The sequence below is a fragment of the Mesorhizobium sp. CNPSo 4684 genome, from assembly GCF_057784315.1.
Genome location: NZ_JBWLUX010000003.1, coordinates 13,445 through 31,122 on the forward strand (window position 1 = coordinate 13,445; position 17,678 = coordinate 31,122).

At 64.6% G+C, this 17,678-nt stretch carries 15 protein-coding genes; 7 read left to right on the top strand and 8 right to left on the bottom strand.

The genetic code is table 11. The features are described from left to right. The first annotated feature begins 8 nt into the window (after positions 1 to 8). From lpxA to lpxB, 3 genes are read left to right on the top strand one after another with little or no spacing between them, the layout of a single operon-like run. Entirely contained in the window at positions 9 to 842 is an 834-nt protein-coding gene (lpxA, locus tag AC04SG_RS03085; RefSeq protein WP_488549885.1) for an acyl-ACP--UDP-N-acetylglucosamine O-acyltransferase, read from the top strand. Then, a complete protein-coding gene (locus tag AC04SG_RS03090) occupies positions 829 to 1,731 on the top strand; it encodes an LpxI family protein (RefSeq protein WP_488549886.1) in 903 nt (300 codons plus the stop codon). The genes lpxA and AC04SG_RS03090 overlap by 14 nt, the downstream gene beginning before the upstream one ends. After that, positions 1,721 to 2,899 carry a lipid-A-disaccharide synthase gene (lpxB, locus tag AC04SG_RS03095; protein ID WP_488549887.1) on the top strand — a complete coding sequence of 393 codons (1,179 nt, stop codon included), beginning with the start codon at positions 1,721 to 1,723 and terminating at the stop codon, positions 2,897 to 2,899. Before AC04SG_RS03090 ends, lpxB begins: the two co-directional genes overlap by 11 nt. A gap of 57 nt (positions 2,900 to 2,956) precedes the next feature. On the opposite strand, the gene gltA is transcribed toward lpxB, so the two are convergent. Together gltA and gltX are read right to left on the bottom strand one after the other, a co-directional pair. Beyond that, entirely contained in the window at positions 2,957 to 4,288 is a 1,332-nt protein-coding gene (gene gltA, locus AC04SG_RS03100; protein WP_488549888.1) for a citrate synthase, read from the bottom strand. 181 nt (positions 4,289 to 4,469) lie between these two features. Continuing rightward, positions 4,470 to 5,894: a glutamate--tRNA ligase gene (gene gltX / locus AC04SG_RS03105; protein ID WP_488550051.1), complete on the bottom strand. Its 1,425-nt coding sequence runs from the start codon at positions 5,892 to 5,894 to the stop codon at positions 4,470 to 4,472. A 124-nt stretch (positions 5,895 to 6,018) separates the two neighbouring features. On the opposite strand from gltX, the gene AC04SG_RS03110 reads away from it, so the two are divergent. After that, positions 6,019 to 8,454: a ComEC/Rec2 family competence protein gene (locus AC04SG_RS03110; RefSeq protein WP_488549889.1), complete on the top strand. Its 2,436-nt coding sequence runs from the start codon at positions 6,019 to 6,021 to the stop codon at positions 8,452 to 8,454. A gap of 6 nt (positions 8,455 to 8,460) precedes the next feature. Here the strand turns inward: AC04SG_RS03110 and lexA are convergent, their stop codons facing one another. The 6 genes from lexA to AC04SG_RS03140 all read right to left on the bottom strand — a co-directional run bounded on the left by lexA (position 8,461) and on the right by AC04SG_RS03140 (position 14,757). Beyond that, positions 8,461 to 9,213, bottom strand: a complete 753-nt coding sequence (gene lexA, locus AC04SG_RS03115; RefSeq protein WP_192253888.1) for a transcriptional repressor LexA — start codon at positions 9,211 to 9,213, stop codon at positions 8,461 to 8,463. Positions 9,214 to 9,330: 117 nt separating this feature from the next. Beyond that, positions 9,331 to 10,536, bottom strand: a complete 1,206-nt coding sequence (locus AC04SG_RS03120) for a molybdopterin molybdotransferase MoeA (protein ID WP_488549890.1) — start codon at positions 10,534 to 10,536, stop codon at positions 9,331 to 9,333. Continuing rightward, a complete protein-coding gene (moaC, locus tag AC04SG_RS03125; RefSeq protein WP_488549891.1) occupies positions 10,536 to 11,018 on the bottom strand; it encodes a cyclic pyranopterin monophosphate synthase MoaC in 483 nt (160 codons plus the stop codon). Before moaC ends, AC04SG_RS03120 begins: the two co-directional genes overlap by 1 nt. A 2-nt stretch (positions 11,019 to 11,020) precedes the next feature. Continuing rightward, positions 11,021 to 11,833 (bottom strand): indole-3-glycerol phosphate synthase TrpC, encoded by an 813-nt coding sequence (trpC, locus tag AC04SG_RS03130; protein ID WP_488549892.1) that lies wholly within the window; start codon positions 11,831 to 11,833, stop codon positions 11,021 to 11,023. A gap of 4 nt (positions 11,834 to 11,837) precedes the next feature. Further along, on the bottom strand, positions 11,838 to 12,848 hold the full coding sequence (gene trpD / locus AC04SG_RS03135; protein ID WP_192253906.1) for an anthranilate phosphoribosyltransferase: 1,011 nt from the start codon (positions 12,846 to 12,848) through the stop codon (positions 11,838 to 11,840). Positions 12,849 to 12,861: 13 nt separating this feature from the next. After that, positions 12,862 to 14,757 carry a peptidyl-prolyl cis-trans isomerase gene (locus AC04SG_RS03140; protein ID WP_488549893.1) on the bottom strand — a complete coding sequence of 632 codons (1,896 nt, stop codon included), beginning with the start codon at positions 14,755 to 14,757 and terminating at the stop codon, positions 12,862 to 12,864. A 146-nt stretch (positions 14,758 to 14,903) separates the two neighbouring features. Between AC04SG_RS03140 and tpiA the strand changes: the two genes are divergently transcribed. The 3 genes from tpiA (at position 14,904) to AC04SG_RS03155 (ending at position 17,678) form a co-directional block, all read left to right on the top strand. Then, entirely contained in the window at positions 14,904 to 15,674 is a 771-nt protein-coding gene (gene tpiA / locus AC04SG_RS03145; RefSeq protein WP_488549894.1) for a triose-phosphate isomerase, read from the top strand. 180 nt (positions 15,675 to 15,854) lie between these two features. Continuing rightward, complete coding sequence (gene secG, locus AC04SG_RS03150) at positions 15,855 to 16,358, top strand: preprotein translocase subunit SecG (protein ID WP_488549895.1); 504 nt, start codon at positions 15,855 to 15,857, stop codon at positions 16,356 to 16,358. Between the two features lie 201 nt (positions 16,359 to 16,559). Further along, entirely contained in the window at positions 16,560 to 17,678 is a 1,119-nt protein-coding gene (locus tag AC04SG_RS03155; RefSeq protein ID WP_488549896.1) for a L,D-transpeptidase, read from the top strand.

Here is a 17,678-nt window from a genome sequence, read left to right on the forward strand (position 1 = left end):
AAATGCTTATGAAAATACAGACTTCAATCCATCCCTCGGCCGTTATCGAGGCCGGTGCCCAAATCGGCGAAGGCGCCTCTATCGGACCTTTCTGCTTTGTCGGCGCTGACGCGGTGATCGGTGACCGGGTCGAACTGGTCAGCCATGTCTCGGTGCTGGGTGCGACCACCATCGGCGCCGGGACCAAGGTCTATCCAATGGCGACACTGGGCGGGCCGCCACAAAACACCAAGCACAAGGGTGGCCGCACCACATTGGTTATCGGCCAGAACTGCACGATCCGCGAAGGCGTGACCATGCATCTCGGCACCGATTCCAGCCGTGGCGAGACGACCGTCGGCGACAATGGCAATTTCCTTGCCTATGCCCACATAGCCCATGACTGCGTCGTCGGCAACAACGCTACCTTCGCCAACGGGGCCACGCTGGGCGGCCATTGCGAGGTCGGCAACAATGTCTATATCGGCGGCCTGACGGCCGTTCATCAGTTTGTGCGTATCGGCGACAACGCCTTTCTCGGCGGCTGCTCGGCGATTGTCGGCGATGTCATCCCCTACGCCATTGCCGTCGGCAACCGCGCCAGCCTGCGCGGCCTCAACATCATCGGCCTGAAGCGCTCCGGCCTGGCGCGCGCCGAAATCCAGGTGCTGCGCAAGACTTACAAGACGATCTTCGACCGCTCCCGCACCGTGGGTGAAAACATCGAATTCGCCAAGGCCGAGTTCGCCTCGTCGCCGACCGCAATGAAAATCATCGATTTCATCACCAGTCGCGGCAAGCGGCACTATGCCGTCCCGTCGCTTAAAGGTGGCGCCGGCGACGATGCCGATGACGAAGACTGAGGCCAGCTCAACGGGCCTCGATCTCGCGCCGGACGCCAGGGTCGGCATCATTGCCGGCGGCGGCAGCCTGCCGGTCGAAGTTGCCGCCGGCCTGGCAGAGGCCGGACATCTGCCTGTCATCATCCTGGTTGACGGTCAGGCCGACCGTCAGTCCGAGCTCACCATCTATGAGCATGAAAGCCTCGCCCTGGAAGACATCGGCTCGCTGGTTGCGTTGCTGAGGCGACGACGGATCACCCATCTTGTGCTTGCCGGCGAGATCAGGCGCAGGCCGCGGCTCGTCGACATGCGCCCGACCCTTGGGCTGGTGGCGCTGATACCCTCGGTCGCCATGGCGCTTGCGCGCGGCGATGACGGCCTGTTGAAGATATTGACCCGCGGCCTGGAATCCCGCGGCGTCAAGGTTGTCGGCGCGCATGAGGTCGTGCCGAAACTTGTCGCTACCGAAGGCCCGCTGACCAAGGCAGTGCCGCGAAAGTCTGACTGGCGCGATATCGAAGCGGCGCATGCGGCGGCAAAGGCCATCGGCGCGCTCGACATTGGTCAGGCGGCCATCGCCATCGGTGGCCGCACTATTGCCCTGGAAGGCGTCGAGGGCACTCACGGACTGCTCGAGCGGACGCAGCAGCTGCGCGGCCATGGCAGGCTCGCCGGCAAGACGCGCGGTGTCTTGGTCAAATGTGCAAAGCCCGGCCAGGAACTGCGCGCCGATCTGCCGTCCATTGGCCCGCAGACGGTCGAGGCAGCACACGCCGCTGGGCTTGCCGGCATTGCCGTCGAGGCCGGCCGTTCGCTGATCCTCGAAGGCCCCGTCGTTCTCGCGCGCGCCAATGCGCTTGGGCTGTTTGTGTATGGCCTGCCGGCCGTGGAGGCTGGCCATGGCAACTGAGAAGCCGCTGAAAATCGCCATCGTTGCCGGCGAAGAGTCCGGTGACCTGTTGGGCGCCGACATCGTGCAGTCGCTGAAACGCATGACCGGGCGCGATGTCAGGCTGGTCGGCATTGGCGGGCGGCATCTGCAGGCGCTCGGGCTGGTGCCGCTGTTCGACGGGGCCGAGATCGCGCTGATGGGGCTCAGCGCCATTCTACGCGACCTGCCGCGCCTGATGCGGCGCATCGGCCAGACGGCTAATGCGGTCGCTGCTGAGAAACCCGACTGTCTGATCACCATCGACAGCCCTGACTTTTCTTTGCGCGTGGCCAAAAAGGTCCGCGCTGCCGATCCTTCCATCCCGATCGTCCATTATGTCTGCCCGAGTGTCTGGGCATGGCGGCCCGGCAGGGCGGTGGCGATGAAGCCCTATGTCGACCACATACTGTGCATCCTGCCTTTCGAGGTGAAGGAGCTCAGCCGGCTCGGCGGCCCGCCCGGCACCTATGTCGGACACCGCCTCACGCATGATCCGGGTGTGCTCAGCGCGGCAAGGGCGCAAGGCCAGCCGCGCGATCTCTCAGGGGACCGCGTCAAGACACTGCTTGTGCTGCCCGGATCGCGGCGCGGCGAGGTAAGCCGGCTTATCGATCCATTCGGCCAGACGGTCTCGGCGCTGCGCGCGCGCGGACACCGCCTGCGCCTGCTGTTGCCCACGGTGCCGCACGTCGCCGACCTGGTCAAAACGTCGGTCGCGCGCTGGGATGAGAAGCCCGAGATCATCCTCGATGCCGAGCGCAAATGGCAGGCCTTCGGCAAGGCCGATGCGGCGCTGATCGCCTCGGGAACGGTATCGCTCGAACTGGCGCTGTCTGGTGTGCCGATGATCTCATGCTACCGGCTCGATCCGGTGATGCGCATGGTCCAGGGGCTGGTCACGGTGTGGAGCGCCGCCTTGCCCAATCTGATCGCCGACCAGGCGATTGTGCCGGAGCATTACAACCAATACGTGCGGCCGCGCTATCTGGCGCGGCAGCTCGAGGCTCTGTTTTCAGACACTGCCTATCGCAAGTGGCAAAAGGACGGTTTTGCCGAGGTTGCCAGGCGCATGGCCACTGACAAGCCCTCCGGCGATATCGCGGCGGATGTCGTTCTTCGCCACATCAAGCTTCGTCACTCCAACTAAAAAGCGCCCTTGCGGGCGCTTTTTGCAGTGTCATGGCGAAGCCGCATGCGGCTTCGATTACCGCTTTGCGATCGGCACGTAGTCGCGTTCCGGCGCGCCGGTATAGAGCTGGCGCGGGCGGCCGATCTTCTGGTGTGGATCCTCGATCATTTCCTTCCACTGCGCGATCCAGCCGACGGTGCGGGCGACCGCGAACAGCACGGTGAACATGGTGGTGGGGAAGCCCAGCGCCTTCAGCGTGATGCCGGAATAGAAGTCGACGTTCGGATAGAGTTTCTTCTCGATGAAGTAGGAATCGGTCAGCGCGATCTTTTCCAGCTCCATGGCGATGTCGAGCAGCGGATCGTCCTTGATGCCGAGTTCGCCCAGCACCTCATGAGCGGTCTTCTGCATGATTTTCGCGCGAGGATCGTAATTCTTGTAGACGCGGTGGCCAAAGCCCATCAGCCGGAAGGGGTCGTTCTTGTCTTTGGCGCGGGCGATGAATTCCGGGATGTGGTCGACATGGCCTATCTCGCCCAGCATGTTGAGCGCCGCCTCGTTGGCGCCGCCATGCGCAGGGCCCCACAGGCACGCGATGCCGGCGGCGATGCAGGCGAACGGATTGGCGCCCGACGAGCCGGCAAGACGCACCGTCGAGGTCGAGGCGTTCTGCTCGTGGTCGGCATGCAGGATGAAGATACGCTCCATGGCGCGCGCCAGCACCGGGTTGATCTTGTATTCCTCGCACGGCACGGCAAAGCACATATGCAGGAAGTTGGCGGCGAAGTTCAGCTCGTTCTTCGGGTAAATGAAGGGCTGGCCGATATGGTATTTGTAGGCCATGGCCGCGATCGTCGGCATCTTGGCGATCAGCCGCATCGAGGCGACCATGCGCTGATACGGGTCCGAAATGTCGGTGGAGTCGTGATAGAAGGCCGACAGCGCGCCGACCACGCCGCACATCACAGCCATTGGGTGCGCGTCGCGGCGGAAGCCGGTGAAGAAGCGCGACATCTGCTCATGCACCATGGTGTGGCGCGTCACCCGGTAGTCGAAATCGTCCTTCTGCGCCTTGGTCGGCAGTTCACCGTAGAGCAGCAGGTAGCAGACTTCGAGGAAGTCGCCATGCTCGGCCAGCTGGTCGATCGGATAGCCGCGGTGCAGCAGTATGCCGGCATCGCCGTCGATGAAGGTGATCGCCGACTCGCAGCTCGCCGTCGAGGTGAAGCCAGGGTCGTAGGTAAAGGCGCCGGTGGTGTTGTAGAGCGCACCGATGTCGATGACGTCAGGCCCGACCGAGCCGCTTCGCACCTTGAATTCGTGCCTCTTGCCGGCCAGTTCGAGCGTGGCAGTAGACGGGTGCGTCGTCTTGCTGCCGGTTTCCAGTTTTGTCGCAGCTTCGCTCATTCTCAAACTCCTTCATGTTCCTCATGCCGGCAAGGCAATTCCTGCTAACGACACGTCGAAATCACCGGAATGCGCGAACTCGCCACCGCATTTTGGGAGGTGCGTGCCAGATTGGGCCAGGGCCTAATGTTGCACTGCGAAACGCGCCTTTCAATGCCAATCTTCTTGGGCCAGTTCGCTCCTAATCGATTTGATCCGCAATCCGGGCCAGGCTTTCGTCGCGGCCGAGCACGGCAAGCACGTCGAACACGCCGGGCGAGGTGCTGCGGCCGGTAAGGGCTGCCCTCAGCGGTTGGGCCACGGCGCCGAGCTTGTGGCCGCCAGCCGTCGCGAACTCGCGCACCGCGGCTTCCGCCGCAGCGGCCGTCCACTCGCCAGAAACTGTCTGCAATGCCGCATGGGCGCCACGCAGGATCGTGCGCGCATCGGCATTGAGCAGTGCGGCCGCCTTCTCGTCGATCGGCAGCGGCCGCTCGACGAACAGGAAGCCGGCGCCGTCGGCCAGCTCCACCAGCGTCTTCGCACGCTCCTTCAGGCCAGGCAGCGCGGCCAGCAGCTGCGCCTTCCTGGTGTCGTCGAGGCGGTCGGCGAGCGCCGGGCCGCCTTCGAGATAGGGAAGAGTGGCGATGAAGATGTCGAGCAGCGCCTTGTCATCCATCTTGCGCATATGCACGCCGTTCAGTGCGTCGAGTTTGGCGAAGTCGAAGCGCGCCGCACCCTTGTTGACGTCGCCGATGTCGAACCACGAGATCATATCCTTGATCGACATCACCTCGTCGTCGCCATGGCTCCAGCCGAGGCGGGCGAGATAATTGAGCAGCGCCTCGGGCAGATAACCCATGGCGCGGTAGGCCTCGACGCCGAGCGCGCCATGCCGCTTCGACAGCTTGGCGCCGTCGGCGCCATGGATGAGCGGGATGTGCGACATGGACGGCACCTCCCAGCCCATGGCGTTGTAGATCACCGTCTGGCGCGCGGCGTTGGTCAGATGGTCGTCGCCACGTATGATGTGGGTGACGCCCATGTCGTGGTCGTCGACGACGACGGCATGCATGTAGGTCGGGACACCATCCGAACGCAGGATGATGAAATCGTCGAGATCCTTGTTGGGAAAGCGCACCTCGCCCTGCACGCGGTCATGCACCACGGTCTCGCCCTCGGTCGGCGCCTTGATGCGGATGGCGCCTTTGAGTCCGGCGGGCGCCTCGGAGGGGTCGCGGTCGCGCCACGCACCATTATAGCGCGGCGGCAGGCTCTTGGCGCGCGCCGCCTCGCGCATCGCCTCGAGCTCGGCCGGAGTCTCGTAGGCGTAGTAGGCCTTGCCCAGGCGCACCAGCTCCTCGGCCACCTCGCGGTGGCGCGGCGCACGCTCGAACTGCGAGACGGCCTCGCCGTCCCAGGACAGGCCGAGCCAGGTCAGCCCATCGAGAATGGCCTGGGTTGCCGCTTCGGTGGAACGCTCGCGATCGGTGTCCTCGATGCGCAGCAGCATCGTGCCGTCGGTGTGCTTGGCATACAGCCAATTGAACAGTGCGGTGCGCGCGCCACCGATATGCAGGTAGCCCGTGGGCGAGGGGGCAAAACGGGTGACCACCCTGTTGGACATGGCAATTTTGTTGGACATTGCAATTCTCGGGCAAGGCTAGAAAACGGGGGGCGTGATCGCGCGGACTTTCGCGCTTTGCGCGTTCATGTAGCATAGGGGGTCTGGGGCGCAAGGGGCAGACCCGATGGCTGTACGTGGCCGGGGCGAGGATCAAGGCGAGGGCGCTGCGACAAGCGTCAACGAAGGCTCCCTGTTTGCCGACAGTCCCTATGCCGAGCCGATGCCCGTCGCGCTGCCCGAGACGCGGCCTGGCCTCCGGCCTTTGTCTCCGGATGACACTGCGTCGGTGCCGGTCGCCGTGCCCGGATCCGCCATCCGTTTGCGTAGGCTGCTACGCCGTTCGACATGGCCAGCAATCCGTCGCAGCCTTGCCGTGGCCGCCGGCACCGAACTCGACCGCGGCGTCGCCTTCCTGCTTATGCCGGTTTTCCTGGCGGCCGGCGTCATCATTTATTTCTCGCTGGCCAGCGAGCCGGGCTTTGCCCAACCAATCGCGATTGTGCTGCTCATGGCCTGTTGCGCAGCCGTCGCGCGGTCCTGGCCGAAGACGCATCTGCTCTGCGTGGCCGCGATGTTGTGCGCGTTTGGGGTGGTCGCCGCCAAGGTAGAGACCTGGCGCGCCGGAACGCAAATGCTGGGCTCCGAGATCCAGACACGGCTGACCGGACGCGTCGTCAGCCTTGAGGAGATGGAAAACGGCCGCGTCAGGCTGACGCTCGACATTACTTCCACCGCTCACCCCAAGCTGCGCTACGCGCCGGAGCGGGTCAGGCTCTCGGCGCGTGGGATTCCGGCCGATACGACCGCCGGCTCCCTCATCATCGGCTATGCCAGGCTGTTGCCGCCGACGGGTCCGGTGCGGCCGGAGAGCTACGATTTCTCCTTCGACAGCTATTTCGCCGGGATCGGCGCCAGCGGCTTCTTTCTCGGCAATCCGAAAACCATTGCTTCGCCGGGCCCGCCGCCGCTGACCGCACGGCTCTCTTCGGCAATCGAGAATGCGCGCGAAAACATTGCCGACCATATCAGGGGCAAAATCGGCGGCGCCGAAGGCGAGATTGCCGCGGCGCTCATTGTCGGCGTTCGCGCCGGCATTCCGGACGAGGTCAACGAGGCTATGCGGCGCACCGGCATCTACCACATCATCTCCATTTCGGGCCTGCACATGGCGCTGGTCGCCGGCACCATCATGGCATTGTTGCGCGGCGCCTTCGCGCTGTTTCCCGATTTCTCCTCGCGCCGGCCTGTCAAGAAATATGCCGCCGCCGCGGCGCTTGTTTCCATCGCCGCCTATCTCGTCATTTCAGGCATCGTGGTTGCCGCCGAGCGCAGCTTCATCATGCTGGCGGTCATGCTTGTCGCGGTGCTGTTTGATCGCGCAGCGCTGACCATGCGCAATCTGGCGATCTCGGCCATCGCCGTCATCCTGGTGTCGCCGCATGAGGTTGTCGGCCCGAGTTTCCAGATGTCGTTTGCGGCCACCGCCGCCCTTGTCGGCGCCTATGCCGGCTGGGCCGACTACCGCGCCGACAAGGTGAGAACGCCGCCCGCAAGGCGCTCGTTCGTCGGCTTTCTGTCGCGAAAATTCGTGCTGGCCATGGGCGGCCTCGCCATGACATCGATCATCGCAGGTAGCGCCACTTTGCTGTTTGCCATCTGGCATTTTCAGCGCGTGTCGCCACTCAGCCTGCTCGCAAATCTGGCCGTGATGCCGATTGTGTCGTTGATCGTCATGCCCTTCGCCGTGCTCAGCGCGCTGGCCATGCCGTTCGGCGCCGATGGACCGTTCCTTTATGTCATGGGCAAGGGCTTGGCGGCGATGATCGCCATCTCCGCCTGGATTTCCGAACGTTCGCCGATCGATGCCGTCGGGCTGATCTCTATCCGCTCGGTGCTGCTGGTGGCGGTCGCCCTGGTCATCGCCACCATGGCCACCACCTGGCTGAGGCTGGCGGCCGTGCCTTTCGCGCTGGCCGGCCTGTTGACTGTGCCACAGGTGCGCACGCCCGATGTGCTCATCTCCGAGGATGCGCATCTGGTGGCATTGCCGATTGGTGGCGGCGAACTCGCGCTCAACCGGGAACGCTCCAACGAATTCACCACAGACAACTGGAAACGCGCGCTGAGGGCGGAAACCATAATCCCGCCCGAGATTTTCGAGGCAACGGACACGCGGTTCGATCTAGACCCGCTGGACCTGCCGCCCGGCTCGCCCTTCTATTGCACAGGCAATCTCTGCATTGCCCGGCACCCGGCCGGAGCCATCATCGCGCTGGCAAAAGACCGCAACACAGCGCGGCCAGCCTGCGCCTACGCCAGCCTGATCGTCATCGACGACGCCACCGCCTACAATCCGTGCCGCGACTCGCTGGTGCTGGTCGTGACCAAGAAGCAACTTGCCCGCGATGGCAGTGCCGCCGTCTTCTTCGACCCACAATCGGCCGCGACAGCGCCAATGATCCGTTTCGCCGTCGACAAGCCCTATCGTCCCTGGCACGAGCAACGCCGCTTCTCACGCGAAGCACGCGGTCTGCCGCCTTACAAGCAGCGCGAAAAGTAGCCGGCTCTAGTAACGCCTGATCAGGCCGACCAGCTTGCCCTGCACCTTGACCCGGTCCGGCCCGAAGATGCGGGTTTCGTAGGCCGGGTTGGCGGCTTCCAGCGCGATCGAGGCGCCCTTGCGGCGGAAGCGCTTCAACGTCGCTTCCTCCTCGTCGACCAGCGCCACCACGATCTCGCCGGGGCTCGCCGTATCGGCATTGCGGATGATCACCGTATCGCCGTCGAAAATCCCGGCCTCGATCATCGAGTCACCCTTGACCTCGAGCGCGTAGTGTTCGCCGCCCATGATCATGTCCGGCGGCACCGAGATCGAATGCGTCTGGTGCTGGATGGCGTCGATCGGCACACCGGCGGCGATGCGGCCCATCACCGGGATCGACACCGCGGAAACGGCGTCGTCATTGCCGGCCGACATCGAACGAGACGAGGAGGCCGGCTTGATCTGGCGGCCGATACCGCCTTGCCCCTGACCACCTTGACCGAGACTGCCCTGGATGACGCTTGGCGAGAACTTCTTCGCCGCATTGAGGCCGGGCGCGATCGAGTCGGGCAGCCGCAGCACTTCCAGCGCGCGCGCCCGGTTTGGCAGCCGGCGAATGAAACCACGCTCCTCAAGCGCCGTGATCAGGCGGTGAATGCCGGACTTGGACGCGAGGTCGAGCGCCTCCTTCATCTCGTCGAAAGACGGCGGGATTCCGCTCTCCTTCAGGCGTTCATGGATGAACATCAGAAGTTCATGTTGTTTGCGCGTCAGCATCGCGGCCCCCACGGGTCCTGAAACCAGAATCAGAAAAAACAAACCCAGAACAAACACTATCTGTTCCAGTTGTGTTCCGCAACCTTTTAAAGTTTAATGAATGTGTTGACGTTTTGTTCAGCGTAACATCAGGACGCTGCAGGCGGCACCCGCGGCGGCGGCCGGAGCGAAGGGCTCGCGCACGATCAAGCCGTTGGCGTCGGCCAGCATTCTCAGCATCGAGGAATCCTGGATGCCGAACGGCGTCGCCACCCGTGCGCCGGTTTCTTCGCTCACCACGGCGCGCACATAGTCTTGCCTCAGGTCATTGGCCGGCATCGCGGCGCCAAGCTGCGCCGGGCGGATGTCCTGCCGGTGCGTGCGGCCGCCGAGCTGCGCCAAAAGCGGCTTCAAAAACAGCTGCGAGCAGACCAGGCTCGCCACCGGATTGCCGGGCAGGCCGATGCACCTGATGTCGCCGAGACGCCCGAACATCAGCGGCTTGCCCGGGCGCATGGCGAGCTTCCAGAAATCGAGCTTCATGCCTTCGCCGGTCAGTACATCGTGCACAAGGTCGTGGTCGCCGACCGAGGCGCCGCCGAGCGTGACGATGACGTCGGCCTTTGCCGCGACAGCCTTGCGCACCAGCGCCGCTATCTCGGCCTTGCGATCTGCCGCGATGCCGAGATCAAGCGCTTTGGCGCCGACAGACTGCGCGGCGGCCGCAACGCCGTAAGCGTTGGAGGAGATGATCTGATCCGGACCGGGGTCACGCCCCGGCGGCAGCAATTCGTCGCCGGTGGCGATGATCGCGACCAGAGGCCGGCGCACGACGTTGAGCATCGGATGATTGGCCGACGCCGCAAGCGACAATGCGGCCGGATCGAGCGCGCGACCTTTTTGCAGGAGCAGGTCGCCTTGCGAGAAATCCAGTCCACGGCGGCGGATGTTACGGTCTTTCGCGGTCGGCTCGGTGACCTCGATATGGCCATTGCCAAGGTCGCGGACATTCTCCTGGATGACGATCGTGTCGGCACCTTCGGGCAGAGGCGCGCCGGTGAAAATGCGGACAGCCTCCGCCCTGCCGACCGAGCCGTCAAAGCCGCGTCCGGCCGGCGCCATGCCGATCACCGAAAGCCGCGCCGGGGCGGATGCCACATCCTGCGCCCGCGCCGCATAGCCGTCCATGGCGGACGCGTTGAAAGGCGGCTGAGTGCGCAGCGCCACGACAGGTTCCGCCAGCACCCGGCCGGCCGCATCCGCCAGGGCGATGCTTTCACCCGGCAGCGCCGCAGCGCCTTCCAGCAGGCGCTCCAGCGCCTCGGCCACCGGAACCAGCGCCATCAGGCGCCCGCCTTGTAGTCGCCGGACTTGCCGCCGGTCTTTTCCACCAGCCTTATGCCGGAAATCACCATGGCGCGATCGGCCGCCTTGGCCATGTCGTAAATAGTCAGGCATGCCACCGAGGCCGCGGTCAGCGCTTCCATTTCGACCCCGGTCTTGCCGGTGACGCGGGCGAGCGCGGTGACCCTGAGGCCGGGCAGCGCCGCGTCCGGCTCGATGTCGACCGACACCTTGGTCAACAGCAGGGGATGGCAGAGCGGGATCAACTCATGCGTCTTCTTGGCTGCCATGATGCCGGCGATGCGCGCTGTGCCCAGCACATCGCCCTTCTTGGCGTCGCCGTCGAGGATCATTTTCAGGGTTTCAGGCCGCATCGAGACAAAGCCCTCGGCGACTGCCGTGCGCGTCGTCTCCGCCTTGTCGCCGACATCGACCATGTTGGCCTCGCCCTTGGCGCCGAGATGGGTGAGGGCGGCTGTCATCGTCAGACCGCCTCGGCTGTCGCCTTGCCTGTCAGAAGCAGGCGCGTTGCAGCCGCCACATCCTGCTGCCGCATCAGGCTTTCGCCGACAAGGAAGGTTTCGATGCCGGCCTTTTGCATCCTGAGGCAATCGTCATGGGTGAAAATACCGCTCTCGCTGACCAGCAAGCGGCCGCCCGGCACCATGGACGCCAGCCGCTCGGAGGTTTCAAGACTGGTCTCGAACGTCCTCAGATTGCGGTTGTTGATGCCGATCAGCCGCGACGACAGTTTTACCGCGCGCTGCGTCTCGGCCTCGTCGTGCACCTCGATCAGCGCATCCATGCCGAGTTCGAATGCGGTCGCTTCCAATTCGCTCGCCAAGGCATCGTCGACGCTGGCCATGATGATCAGGATGGCGTCGGCGCCCCAGGCGCGCGCCTCGTAGACCTGGTAGGGATCGAACAGGAAATCCTTGCGCAGCGCGGGCAGCGACACCGCCTTGCGGGCGTTGGTTAGAAATTCCGGCGCGCCCTGGAAGGACGGCGCATCGGTCAGCACCGAAAGACAGGCGGCGCCGCCTTTTTCATAGGCCTGCGCCAGCGTCGGTGGGTCGAAATCGGCACGGATCAACCCTTTGGAAGGGCTCGCCTTCTTGATCTCGGCTATCAGGGCAAAGTTGCCCGATCTGCGCTTCGCCTCGAGCGCCGCGAGAAAGCCGCGCGGCGCGTCGGCATCCTTCGCCTGTGCCTTGATCTCGGCCAGCGGTATCAGCGCCTTTGCCGCCGCGATCTCATCGCGCTTGTAGGCCTCGATCTTGCGCAGAATGTCAGCCACGGCCCTATCCGTTCGAAATCTCGACCAGCCTGTCGAGCACGCCTAGCGCCCGGCCGCTGTCGATGGCTTGTGCCGCCGCCGCCATGCCGTCGGCAAGCGTTGTTGCCTTGCCCGCCACCACCATGCCGGCGCCGGCATTCATCAGCACCGTGTCGCGATAGGCGCCGGCGGCGCCGCCCAGCATGTCGCGCAAAGCCTGGGCATTGTAGGCGGCGTCTCCGCCGCGCAACTCGTCCTTGGTGTGGCGCTGCAAACCGACTGCTTCCGGGGTCAGCGTAAAGTGGCGGATCTCGCCACCGGCCAGTTCGGCAACCTGCGTTTCGCCGGTGGTGGTGATTTCGTCATAGCCGTCGCCATGGACGACCCAGGCATGCTCTGTACCCAGCGCCTTCAATGTCTCGGCCACCGGCACGATCCATTCCGGCAAGAACACGCCGACCATCTGGCGGCTTACGCCGGCCGGATTGGACAGCGGTCCGAGCAGGTTGAAGATGGTGCGGGTGCCGAGCTCGACGCGCGTCGGGCCGACATGCTTCATCGCCGGATGATGCGCCGGCGCGAACATGAAGCCGACGCCCGCTTCATGGATGCAGCGGCCGATCGTCTCCGGCGGGATATCGATCTTGACGCCGAGCGCAACCAGCACGTCGGCGGCGCCCGTCAGCGACGACAGGCCGCGATTGCCATGCTTTGCCACCGGCACGCCGCAACCGGCGATGACGAAGGCCGAAGCCGTCGAGATGTTGACCGAATGGGAGTTGTCGCCGCCGGTGCCGACGATGTCGATGGCGCCTTCAGGCGCTTCGACGCGCAGCATCTTGGCGCGCATGGTGGCAACGGCGCCGGAGATCTCGCTCACCGTCTCGCCGCGCACGCGCAGCGCCATCAGGAAGCCGCCGATCTGGCCCGGCGTCGCGTCGCCCGACATGATGATGTCGAAGGCTTCGCGCGCTTCCTCGAAGGTAAGCGCGGTCCCGCTGGCGACCTTGGCGATATGGATCTTGAGGGCGCTCATGGGGCCAAAACGTTCATTGGGCTACGGCTTGGGCAACGGCGGCCTGGTCGATGCTGACGGCGTATTGCGTCTGCAATTGCGCCACCAACTGGTCGAGCAGATCGTCGGACATGCCTTGCGTGAAGGATTTCTGCGCGTCGTCGGGCACCGAACTGGCGTCGGCTCCGGCCGGCTCGAACACCTCGGCCACCTTGAACAGAATCTGGCCTTCGCCGGTGGGCGAGGGGATCAGCCCGGTGCCGCCTTCGCCGACGCCGAACATCGCTGCAGCGCCGTCCTTGCCGAAATCGACGTCGTCGGCCTCGCGCTTCACGCCGCGCTTGGTCTGCTTTTCGAGCTTCAGTTCGCCGGCGATGACGTCGAGTGTGGTGCCGGCCTTGAGGCGTTTGTCGAGCTCGTCTGCCTTCGCGGTCAGCCGCTTGGTCGTTTCCTCGGTCGTCCAGTCGGCCACCACCCTCTGGCGAACCTCGTCGAGCGTGCGGTCGCGAGCCGGCGTGATCGATGTCAGCTCGTAGAACACGAAGCCATTGTTGGTCGTGGTCAGGGCTTCATTCTCGGTGTTGGGCTCAGCCTCGAACACCGCCTTGATCAGGTCAGGCGATGCCGGCAGGTCTTTGATGATGGTCCCGTCCGGCTTGAGGCCGGTGCGGTCGATGGCCTCGACGGTGACGTCCTTGAGCTTCAGTTTGGCGGCGGCTTCGGCGAGCGTGCTGCCTGCGGCGCGGGTGTCTTCGTAATTGTCGTGCACGTCGAGCAGGATGCGGCTTGCTTCGCCCAGCGCCAGATCCTTGCGGATCTGGTCAGACACTTCGGCCAGCGGCTTCACCACTTCCGGCTTGATCTCGGTGACGCGCAAAAGCACAGGGCCGAACGTGCCCTGGACGACCGGGCTGATTTCGTTGACGGCAAGCGCGAATGCGGCATCGGCGACCGCCTTGTCGCTGATCTTGTCCTTGGAGAGCGTCCCAAGCAGCGTATCGGCCTGGGTCTTTCCTTGCGCGGTGACGATCTTGTCGAAGGTGGCGCCCGTCTTCAGCGAATCGGACGCGGCCTTGGCGGCGTCCAGCGTCGGAAACACCAGCTGTTCGATGGTGCGCATTTCCGGCGTGGTGTAGCGCCCCTTGTTCTTGTTGTAGTCGTCGCTGACCTGCTGGTCGGTCACGGCGCTGATATCCATGATGTCTTCAGGCTCGAGCCGGACATAGGAGAATTTGCGGTATTCCGGCGCCGCGTAGGTTTTCTTGTTGGTCTCGAAATAGGCCTGAAGCGCGCTGTCGGATGGTGCCTGGATCGGCTCGACCAGCGCCTTAGGCAAGGTCAAATAGTCGATGGTGCGGTCTTCGCCGCGATAGAGCGCGACCGCCTTGAAGAAGGTGTCCGGAGCCTTGAGGCCGTCCGAAACCGCCTCGACGATCTGCTGGCGCACCGCCACCTGAGCCCGGTTCTTCAGATAGTCCTCCGGCCGCATGCCGAGTTCGCGCAGCCGGGATTCGAACAGCCGGCGATCGAACTGGCCATTCGGGCCCTGGAAGGCAGGTTCCTGGCGCGTCAGTTCGGCCAGCCTGTCCTTGGAGAAGCCAAGTCCGAGCTTGCGCGCCTGTTCGTCGAGGACGGCGCCCGACACCAGCTGCGCCAGCACCTGGTTGTCGATGCCATAGGCCTTGGCCTGCTCGCGGCTGATGCGCTGGCCGATCTGCTGCTGCAGCATGTTGATCTGGCGATCGTAGGCGAGGCGGTATTCGGTGATCGACACGGTGGTGCTGCCGGCGGTTATGACCGCGTGATGGCCGGCCATGAAGCCGCCCGCCAAGCGGGTGGTAACGCCCCAGGCGGCAAAGCTCGCCACCAGCAGTAACAGCAGGGTCTTCGCGACCCAGGTCCCCGCCGCGCTTCTCAATATACCAAGCATTGTTACTTCCGATTTTTCCGCACTTTCGTGTGCGCCCGAGTCTGAAACAAGCGCAATAGCGCCCTTCCGGCTCACTGTCGATTGCTTTGTGGCCTGATTTTGGTAGGGAGGGCGAGACCCCAATGTCGCCCGGAGAACCAGATCCCATGACGCCAGGAATTCGACCGCTTGTTGCCGGCAACTGGAAAATGAACGGCACCAGCGCCTCGCTGAACGAGCTCAGGATGATCGGCAACGGCTTCATGAGCGGGCTCGATGCCGAGACCGAGGCATTGGTCTGCGTGCCGGCGACCTTGCTGTCGCGCGCGGCCGAAATCCTGTCGCGCACGCCGGTGCGGGCCGGTGGCGAGGATTGCCACATCAAGGAAAGCGGCGCCTTCACCGGCTGTATCTCGGCCGAGATGCTGAAGGATGCCGGCGCCAGCCACGTCATTGTCGGCCACTCCGAGTGCCGGGAACAGCGTGGCGAGGACGATGCGACTGTCCAGGCGAAGGCGTCTGCCGCATGGCGCGCCGGGCTTGTGGCCATCATCTGCATCGGCGAGACCAAGGCCGAGCGCGAAGCGGGCGCCGCGCTCGACGTGCTGTCGCGCCAAGTCGCCGGCTCGGTGCCGCCCAGCGCGACGGCGGCCAACACCGTCATCGCCTACGAACCGGTATGGGCGATCGGCACCGGCCTGACGCCGACCGCCGACGACGTGGCCGAGGCGCATGCGCATATCCGCGAAAAATTGTCGGAGGGACTCGGGGCCTCAGCGGCCGGCAAGATCCGCATCCTCTATGGCGGGTCGGTCAAACCGTCCAATGCGGTCGAACTGCTCGGCGTCAAAAACGTCGACGGCGCGCTCGTCGGCGGCGCAAGCCTGAAGGCGGCGGATTTTCTCGCCATCGCCGAAGCCTACCAGAATATCGCGTAGGCTCGGCCGCTCCTCGCCGACTTGTGAAACGCCGCGCCGCGGCCGAAATCGTTGCAAAGGGCGCATTGCTTCCCATATTCCGGCCACGGGCTTGGAAATGCCGTTAAAGCATTGTATGGAGCCGCCTCCAAATCACCGGCCCTGATCGCCAGGGAGCGGCAGGGCTTGCCAGGATAAAATATGGAAACCGTACTGATCGTCATCCACCTCATGGTCGTGCTCGCCCTTGTCGGCGTGGTGCTGCTGCAGCGCTCCGAAGGCGGTGGTCTCGGCATTGGCGGCGGTTCCGGTTTCATGACCGCGCGCGGTGCGGCCAATGCATTGACGCGGGCGACGGCGATCCTGGCCGCGGCTTTCTTCGTCACGTCGCTGACACTCTCGATCGTTGCCCGCTACGGCGAAAAGCCGATCGACATTCTCGACCGTGTGCCGGCCGACAGCGGCAACGGCGTGCTCAACCAACTGCCCGGCACGACGGCGCCGACGCCACCTGCCGGCACCACCGCACCGGCTCCGCCTTCGGGCCATGGCGCCGCCACGACGCCGCCGGCGACCGCTCCTGCCACAGCCCCGGCGACGGCTCCGGCCCCAGCTCCGGCAACATCGCCTGCGACCGATTCGGCCACGCCGCCGGCTGCCAACGGCGTCACCTTGCCGGTCACGCCGCAGGTTCCAAACCAGTAGTTGGATGGGGTCAAGTGCCGCGATCTGTTGTTGTTTCAACACAGTCGCGGCAAATGCACTTGATCACGAAGATTCGACCATGCGTTCCGCTTGAGGCCGCTCCGGCACTTCGATTATAGATTGCGCGCGGCACTTTCTGCGCCCTTGGGGGGCGCCGGGCGACGCCGTGGGCAACAAGCACTGAACGATCGGATCTTCGCTATGCAGCTTCGCAGCTTCATTTTCATGGGGTTTTGTGCCGTATTCGGCATGAGCTCCGCGGCCTTCGCCGGCACTCCGGCAATGACCTCACCGCAGGCGGTTGGCAACACCGCTATCATCAACGTCGCCGCCAAAAGCGATGCGGCGCAGCTGAAGCTTCTTAAGAAGAAGAAAAACCCGAGCTCGGATGATCTGGCCCAGATCAGCAAGCTCGAAGACAAGATCGCGGCCGACAAGGCGGCAGCCGGCGCCAAGGCGCTCGAGGCCCGCAAGCTGGCCATGCGCGAGGCGGCGAAGGCCAAGGCCGACGCAGAGCGCCAGGCCTTCCTGGCCAGCAAGGGTAAGCCGGTCGTGGTCGCCGACGCCAAGCCGGCCAAGAAGGCCACCAAGATCATCTCGCCAGTTGACCCGATTGCGCCGCTCGCGCCGATCGAGTCGGCCGAACCACTCCCGGCCGAAGCGATGAACGTCGCGCTGACCGGCAACAATGGCGAATTGCGCAGCGAGGCCCCGGGCCAGAAGCCGAGGAGCGGGGGGCTCTTCGCCGGCCTGTTCGGCGGCACATCGTCTGCCTCCTCGATTGCCTATCTTCCCGAGACGCGGGCACTCGATCAGGCGCTCGCCAAGCGCGAAGCCAAGAAGCAGTTCAAGGTGAAGCCGGAATTCGTGCCGCAGGACGTCGAATTCACCGGTTATGAGCCGGGAACCATCGTCATCGATACCAGCGCACGCCGTCTCTACCTCGTCGAATCGGCTTTCACCGCCCGCCGCTATGCCATTGCGGTCGGCCGCGAAGGCCTGCAGTTCAAGGGTACGGTTGCGGTTGGCGACAAGCAGGAATGGCCGCGCTGGATCCCGACGCTGGACATGCAGAAGCGCGAGCCCAAGCACTATGGCCAGTACAAGGACGGCATGCCCGGCGGCGGTCAGAACCCGCTCGGCGCCCGCGCCATCTATCTCTATGACGGCAAGAAGGACACGCATCTGCGTATCCACGGTACCATCGCGCCGCAGTCGATCGGAACCAGCGCCTCCAATGGCTGCTTCCGGATGATCAACGAGCACGTCATGGACCTCTACAGCCGCGTCCGGGTCGGCACCAAGGTCGTCATCATCTGA

Coding starts and splice junctions, on each gene's coding strand:
- gltX (WP_488550051.1), bottom strand. CDS start 5,894: ATGTCCAACAGGGTGGTCACCCGTTTTGCCCCCTCGCCCACGGGCTAC.
- AC04SG_RS03110 (WP_488549889.1), top strand. CDS start 6,019: ATGGCTGTACGTGGCCGGGGCGAGGATCAAGGCGAGGGCGCTGCGACA.
- lpxB (WP_488549887.1), top strand. CDS start 1,721: ATGGCAACTGAGAAGCCGCTGAAAATCGCCATCGTTGCCGGCGAAGAG.
- gltA (WP_488549888.1), bottom strand. CDS start 4,288: ATGAGCGAAGCTGCGACAAAACTGGAAACCGGCAGCAAGACGACGCAC.
- lexA (WP_192253888.1), bottom strand. CDS start 9,213: ATGCTGACGCGCAAACAACATGAACTTCTGATGTTCATCCATGAACGC.
- AC04SG_RS03155 (WP_488549896.1), top strand. CDS start 16,560: ATGCAGCTTCGCAGCTTCATTTTCATGGGGTTTTGTGCCGTATTCGGC.
- lpxA (WP_488549885.1), top strand. CDS start 9: ATGAAAATACAGACTTCAATCCATCCCTCGGCCGTTATCGAGGCCGGT.
- secG (WP_488549895.1), top strand. CDS start 15,855: ATGGAAACCGTACTGATCGTCATCCACCTCATGGTCGTGCTCGCCCTT.
- tpiA (WP_488549894.1), top strand. CDS start 14,904: ATGACGCCAGGAATTCGACCGCTTGTTGCCGGCAACTGGAAAATGAAC.
- trpD (WP_192253906.1), bottom strand. CDS start 12,848: ATGAGCGCCCTCAAGATCCATATCGCCAAGGTCGCCAGCGGGACCGCG.
- AC04SG_RS03140 (WP_488549893.1), bottom strand. CDS start 14,757: ATGCTTGGTATATTGAGAAGCGCGGCGGGGACCTGGGTCGCGAAGACC.
- AC04SG_RS03120 (WP_488549890.1), bottom strand. CDS start 10,536: ATGGCGCTGGTTCCGGTGGCCGAGGCGCTGGAGCGCCTGCTGGAAGGC.
- AC04SG_RS03090 (WP_488549886.1), top strand. CDS start 829: ATGACGAAGACTGAGGCCAGCTCAACGGGCCTCGATCTCGCGCCGGAC.
- moaC (WP_488549891.1), bottom strand. CDS start 11,018: ATGACAGCCGCCCTCACCCATCTCGGCGCCAAGGGCGAGGCCAACATG.